This window comes from Thermobacillus xylanilyticus, from assembly GCF_907165215.1.
In the GTDB taxonomy this organism is placed as follows: Bacteria; Bacillota; Bacilli; order Paenibacillales; family Paenibacillaceae; genus Thermobacillus; species Thermobacillus xylanilyticus.
This window is the reverse complement of record NZ_CAJRAY010000074.1, coordinates 1-5,511: the sequence shown is the minus strand read 5'-3', so window position 1 is coordinate 5,511 and position 5,511 is coordinate 1. Positions and strand designations below refer to the sequence as shown.

Below are 5,511 nucleotides of genomic sequence, written 5' to 3'. Positions count from 1 at the left end.
TCACGTACGGTTTGATGAGGAGGGGCTGGAATCCCCAGCCCTTTACTCTAGCCCGGCACGGGCGTCATCCATGCGGTGAAAGTCCCCGACCGGCGATGGTCGGCAACGTGAGGATGGTCCGTGAGCCATTCAATCGAATTTCAGATCGGTCGCTTTCATTTTTTCCAATTCTTTTTTTCTTTTCTTATGATAATAGATCCGGCCGCTTCGCCATTCCCCGAACAGAAACAGAAGGCCGATCAGAAGAATCAGCGCATATTGCAGCGCACTTTCAATCTGGTTTGTCGCAAACATCCAGGTCAAGCATGCCGCGTATGCAACAGGAATCACGGCCCCCCAATAGGCGCGGTTCCTTGTCGAGAAGAAAAATTGAACAGCCAAAACACCGGCAGCGATCAAAACGCGATCAAAACCGAAGTCCATTACTTCCCGCCCCTTTCGCTTTTATATTTTTCAATAATCAACTTGGCATCTTCCATGCTGATTCGATCATCAATGGCCAGACGCTTGATAAACTTGATAAATTCCTCATTCTCCATCGAGTCGTTTATTTTGATTTTCTCGATGAGACGGTCAAGCCTCAGCCTTACGGTGGGATACGAGACGTCATAAAGTTTGGCGATTTCTTTCATGGAGCCCGAATGGAGAACGAAATTTTTAATAAATTCCAGGTCCTCGTTGTCCAAAGCCAAAATCCACTGCGGAACGGGTTCAGCGGCCATATTGACCATCCTCCTTTCACCTCGTCAAATCGATATTAACATATTATTTAATAAAATTAAACCATTATTAAATTTTATTTAAATTTAAATTCAAGTATTATTAAATTTCCACAAACCATACGAAATGGATTCGTCAAATTCAGGAGAATCATACTGTGTGATCCTCCAATTTTTTCTTCCATGCGCCACAATTGTAGCCCTACTTCCCTTCTTGTAAAATAGAGGATATACGAGACCGGGAGGGAAAGCGATGGGGACGACGGACAACGACATCCAGTTGATTGACCATATAAGACAAAATCTCGGGCGCTCGATTCTCGGCAAGCCCGAAGCGATCGAACGGCTGCTTATCGCGCTGCTTGCGGGCGGACACGTATTGCTCGAAGATGTTCCCGGCACCGGCAAGACACAGCTTGTGAAGGCATTGGCACGCGCATGCGGCGGGGTGTTCCGGCGCATTCAATGCAATCCGGACCTCTTGCCTACCGATATCACGGGCGTATCCATCTACCATCCGAAGGAAGAAACGTTCGTCTTTCGCCCCGGCCCGATCATGGCAAACATCCTGCTGGCGGACGAGATCAACCGTGCGACGACCAAAACGCAGTCCGCGCTGCTCGAGGCGATGGAGGAGCGGCATGTGACGGTTGACGGCGTTTCCCACCCGCTGCCGGTGCCGTTCATCCTGTTCGCGACGCAGAACCCGGTCGAGTTCGAAGGCACCTATCTGCTTCCCGAAGCGCAGCTTGACCGGTTCATGATGAAGCTCTCGATCGGCTACCCGGACGACGAGACCGAACGCCGCATGGTGCTCGGCAGCCACTCGGACCAGGCTTGGATGCGCGTCGAGCAGGTTGCGGAGATCGAGGACATCGTGCGGCTGCAGGAGCGCGTCCGCACGGTTCACGCCGACGACGCGATCGGCGATTATCTGGTGCGGATCATCCACGGCACGCGCACGCATCCGGGTGTGCAGATCGGCGCCAGCCCGCGCGCTTCGATTTCGCTGATGACGGCGGCCCGGGCAAGCGCCCTGCTGGATGGCCGCGACTATGTCATTCCGGACGACATCAAGCATCTCGCGGTGCCCGTCCTGGCGCACCGGATGCTGCTTCATACCGAGGCGCGCATGAACGGCCTGACGCCCGAGGAGGTCGTCCGCGAGGTCGTCGAGCGCACGACGGTCCCCGTCCGATTGGAGCGATAACGATGGCAACCGCCAGAGCCATCTCTTTACGCTGGCGGCTGACCGGCGCGGTTTACCTGTGCTGCACGCTGTACCTGCTGTTTCAGGGCGGCAAGACGGCGCTCATGCTGTTCGTCATTTTGAACGTCCTGCTCCTGTATCTTGCTCTCGGCAGGCTGAGCGGCATCGGACGTGTCAAGGGCGAGCGCCGGCTGGGCGGAAACGCCGGACCGCACACCCCCGTGCTGAGCGCCGGCTCGAAGCTGGAAGTCGAGCTGGACATCCGCATTCCGGGCTTCTGGCCCGTGCCCTACGTCCTCGTGCAGGATACGCTTGAGCGCACCGGCGGTCAGCCGATGATGTTCGAAGTATCGTTCATTCCCGATTTCAGAAGGACCGGTTCCGTACACTACTCGACCCCGCCGCTGCAGCGCGGCTGGTACACGTTCCGGAAGACGGAATGCGTCACGCGGGACATTTTCGGCCTGTTCGAGCACCGGGGCAGCATCGATTCCGTCCAGCGCTTCACCGTGCTGCCGCAGACGGTGCCGATCCGCCAGTGGAACCGGGTCGAGCGCGGCCTGAAAGGACCTTACGCCTACGCGGTCTCGAACCGCTTCTCGAAAGAGACGACGCAGATCAACGGCGTCCGGGAATACATCTACGGCGATCGGCTGTCGCGGATTCACTGGAATGCGACGGCCAAGACCGGGGAATGGAAGTCGAAGGAGTTCGACCGCGAATCGGTGCCGCGCACCGTCATCGTGCTGGACCGCTGCGGCACGGCCTACGTGAACGCCGACCATTTCGAACTGGCCGTCTCGATCGCCGCTTCCCTCGTCGAATACGGCATCCGGCGCGAGACGGCGATGGGCATCGTCTCCTCCGGCGCAACGGCCGACGGCTTCTTGCCCCGCTCGACCGCCGAGCAGCGCCAGCTCATTCTGAACCACCTCGTCGGCGTGCAGGCCGACGGCACGGCGGGGCTGTACCGCTCGCTGCGCCAGTCTCCGCTGCTCATCCCCCGCGGATCGTTCGTCGTGCTGGTGACGCCGCACAGCGGCGAAGAAGTCGTCCGGACGATGGAATGGCTGGACCGGAGCGGCAACACGCCCTGCCTGATCCATCTGCCCGGCGAGCGCAGCCGGGCGGAGACGTCCGGCTGGCAGCGGATGCTCACCGCCCGCGGATGGCCGGTCTATAACGTGCGAACGCTCGCCGAACTGCCGGCGGCCCTGGAAGGGGGCGGCCGGTGATGGCGAAACGGATGGTGAAAGGCTTTATCCGCCTCCTGGCGCGGAACGGCTACGCCAAGCTCTGCGTGCTCTTCGCCGCCGTGCTGCTCTGGCAATGGTTCGATTCGCTGGAAGGCTACTGGTGGCCGCAGACGTTCGCGATCGTGCATGCCGCGCTCATCGCGGGCACGGCGATCGAATTTCTCGTGCCGGGGAAGCTCAGGTGGCGGATGCCGCTGCACGCGGCCGCCCTCCTGGCGTGCATCATGGTGTTCAGCGGGTTCCGCTGGATTCCGATGGCCGGGGAGTGGAAGGATGCTGCCGCATGGGGCGACTGGTTCGCGGAGATCGCGGAGCCGCTCGCGCCCTACATCGGCGTTGCCGCCGTCGCTTACGGGCTGTTCCTGTTCGCGGGGCGGTTCTGCCGGACGCGGCCGCAGGTGGCGCTGTTCTGCGGGGCGGTGCTCGTCTCGCTGGCGGTGCTCGATTCGTTTACGACCATTTACCTGTGGGACGAAGTCGCCTGGTGCGTGTTCATATCGCTGTGCTGGCTGGTCGCCGAGCATTTCGAGCGGTTCCGGCGCAGCCATCCCGACACCTGGCGCCATCTGACCGAATATCCGGTTTCGTTCGTCCTGCCCGTCATTGCCGTCGTCGGCCTGGTCATGGCGGCCGGATTGCTCGCGCCGAGCGTCAATCCGGTGCTGAAAGATCCGTATACGCTCTGGATGGAATCCCGCGGCGAGTCGGTGCCGTCCTTCGTCGGGGACAAGGTGGGAAGCCTGCCGTCGGCGGTCAGGGAGCGCGATGCGCGTTCCGGCTACAGCCGGTCGGATGATAAGCTCGGCGACGGCTTCGAGTTCGATTACTCGGAAGTGATGACCGTCAACACGAACCGGCGCAGCTATTGGCGTGGCGAGACGAAGTCCGAATATACGGGACAAGGCTGGGTCGACAGTGAGGAAGAGCAGACGGAAGCCGCGCTGTCGGGGCTCGAGACCGGCGAGCCGCTGCCGAAGCGTCTGGCCGGCGAACCGCTGAAGCTGTCGCCCGAAGCGGAGACGATGAACATCGTCGCGACGGTCACCATGCGCCGCGACGAACCGTTCCCGGTGCTGTTCGGCGCCCACCAGGCGGCGGTGATCCGGGCGATCGACGGAGCGGAATCGATACCGGCCGCGCTGGCCTGGCTGCCCGAATCCGCCGAGCTGCGCTGGCCGCGGTCGGACAGCACGCCGTATCCGGAAACCTATGTCATCGAGTCCGAGCAGGTGGTGCTCGACGAAGAGCAGCTGCGCAGCGCCGGTCCGCCGGACCCGCGCATCGCCGCAAGGTACACCCGGCTGCCGGCCGTCCCGGAACGGGTGCTGCGGCTGGCGGAAGAACTGACGGCCGGCGCGGACAACGATTACGACAAGATCCGGCGGATCGAGACGTACCTGAAAGAGAACTACCCTTACACGAATACGCCGGACATCTCGAAACGGCGCAGCGAAGATTTCGTCGATTCCTTCCTCTTCGAAGTGCAGGAAGGCTACTGCGACTACTTCTCGACGGCGATGGCCGTCCTCGCGCGCGCATCCGGCATTCCCGTCCGCTGGGTGAAAGGCTACGCGCCGGGGGCCCTGCCGGCCGAGCTCTATATCAGCATACCGGAAAATGCGTTCGATCCGAACATGGGCGGTTCGTACACGGTCCGCAACGCGGATGCCCATTCCTGGGTCGAAGTGTATTTCGAAGGGTTCGGCTGGATTCCGTTCGAGCCGACGCCCGGCTTCTCGTATCCGTATGCGTACCCGATCGGTGAGATGCCGGCGCCCGTGCTGCCCGATCTTTCCGATGTCGGGCCGGTCGTTGAAACCGGCGGCGAGAGCGGATTCCGGATTCCGCCTGCGGTCGGCATTGCGGCAGGCGTGCTGGCGGCAGCGGGCGCGCTGTTCTGGCTCTGGCGGCAGCGGGAATCGCTGGTGCTCCTGTGGCGGCGAATCCGGTTCGGCGCCATGAGCGCGAACGAGCAGATCGTGCACGAGACGGAGCGGCTCATCCGCATCTGCCGCCGGCGCGGACTGGAGCGGAGCGACCACGAAACCTTGCGCGAGACGGTTGGACGCTGGAGCGAGCGGCGCCGTTCGCTGGCCGACGACTTCCAGGAAGTGCTGGCCATGTTCGAACGCGCGAAATACGGCGGCCGGCCGGTCACGGACCAGGATGCGGAGCGGTTTGCCGCGAAGGTCAGGCTGATCCGAGAGCGATTGTAAGGCATTACGGCGGTTCCGCCGCACGCCGACAGGCGGATGACGGAGCCGCCGCGTTAGTGTAAAATCTCTGTGGGTGTAGGAATTGGAAAAAGCGGATATAGAAAAAGAGC

The 5,511-nt window shown here is 61.4% G+C and carries 5 protein-coding genes; 3 read left to right on the top strand and 2 right to left on the bottom strand.

The annotated features are described in order from the left end of the window. Positions 1-129 precede the first annotated feature (129 nt). Both KJQ12_RS13665 and KJQ12_RS13660 read right to left on the bottom strand, forming a co-directional pair. Positions 130-423 (bottom strand): hypothetical protein, encoded by a 294-nt coding sequence (locus KJQ12_RS13665; RefSeq protein ID WP_015255288.1) that lies wholly within the window; start codon positions 421-423, stop codon positions 130-132. Beyond that, the gene (locus KJQ12_RS13660) at positions 423-722 is read right to left on the bottom strand and encodes a DUF2089 family protein (RefSeq protein ID WP_213485145.1); all 300 of its coding nucleotides are present in this window, start codon (positions 720-722) and stop codon (positions 423-425) included. The genes KJQ12_RS13665 and KJQ12_RS13660 overlap by 1 nt, the downstream gene beginning before the upstream one ends. A gap of 250 nt (positions 723-972) precedes the next feature. Between KJQ12_RS13660 and KJQ12_RS13655 the strand changes: the two genes are divergently transcribed. Genes KJQ12_RS13655 through KJQ12_RS13645 form a run of 3 tightly spaced genes read left to right on the top strand, consistent with a single transcriptional unit; the run spans position 973 to position 5,401 of the window. Next, positions 973-1,929: an AAA family ATPase gene (locus KJQ12_RS13655; protein WP_213485143.1), complete on the top strand. Its 957-nt coding sequence runs from the start codon at positions 973-975 to the stop codon at positions 1,927-1,929. Positions 1,930-1,931: 2 nt separating this feature from the next. Next, entirely contained in the window at positions 1,932-3,164 is a 1,233-nt protein-coding gene (locus KJQ12_RS13650) for a DUF58 domain-containing protein (RefSeq protein WP_213485142.1), read from the top strand. Beyond that, a complete protein-coding gene (locus tag KJQ12_RS13645) occupies positions 3,164-5,401 on the top strand; it encodes a transglutaminase TgpA family protein (RefSeq protein ID WP_213485136.1) in 2,238 nt (745 codons plus the stop codon). The genes KJQ12_RS13650 and KJQ12_RS13645 overlap by 1 nt, the downstream gene beginning before the upstream one ends. The last annotated feature ends 110 nt before the right edge of the window (positions 5,402-5,511 follow it).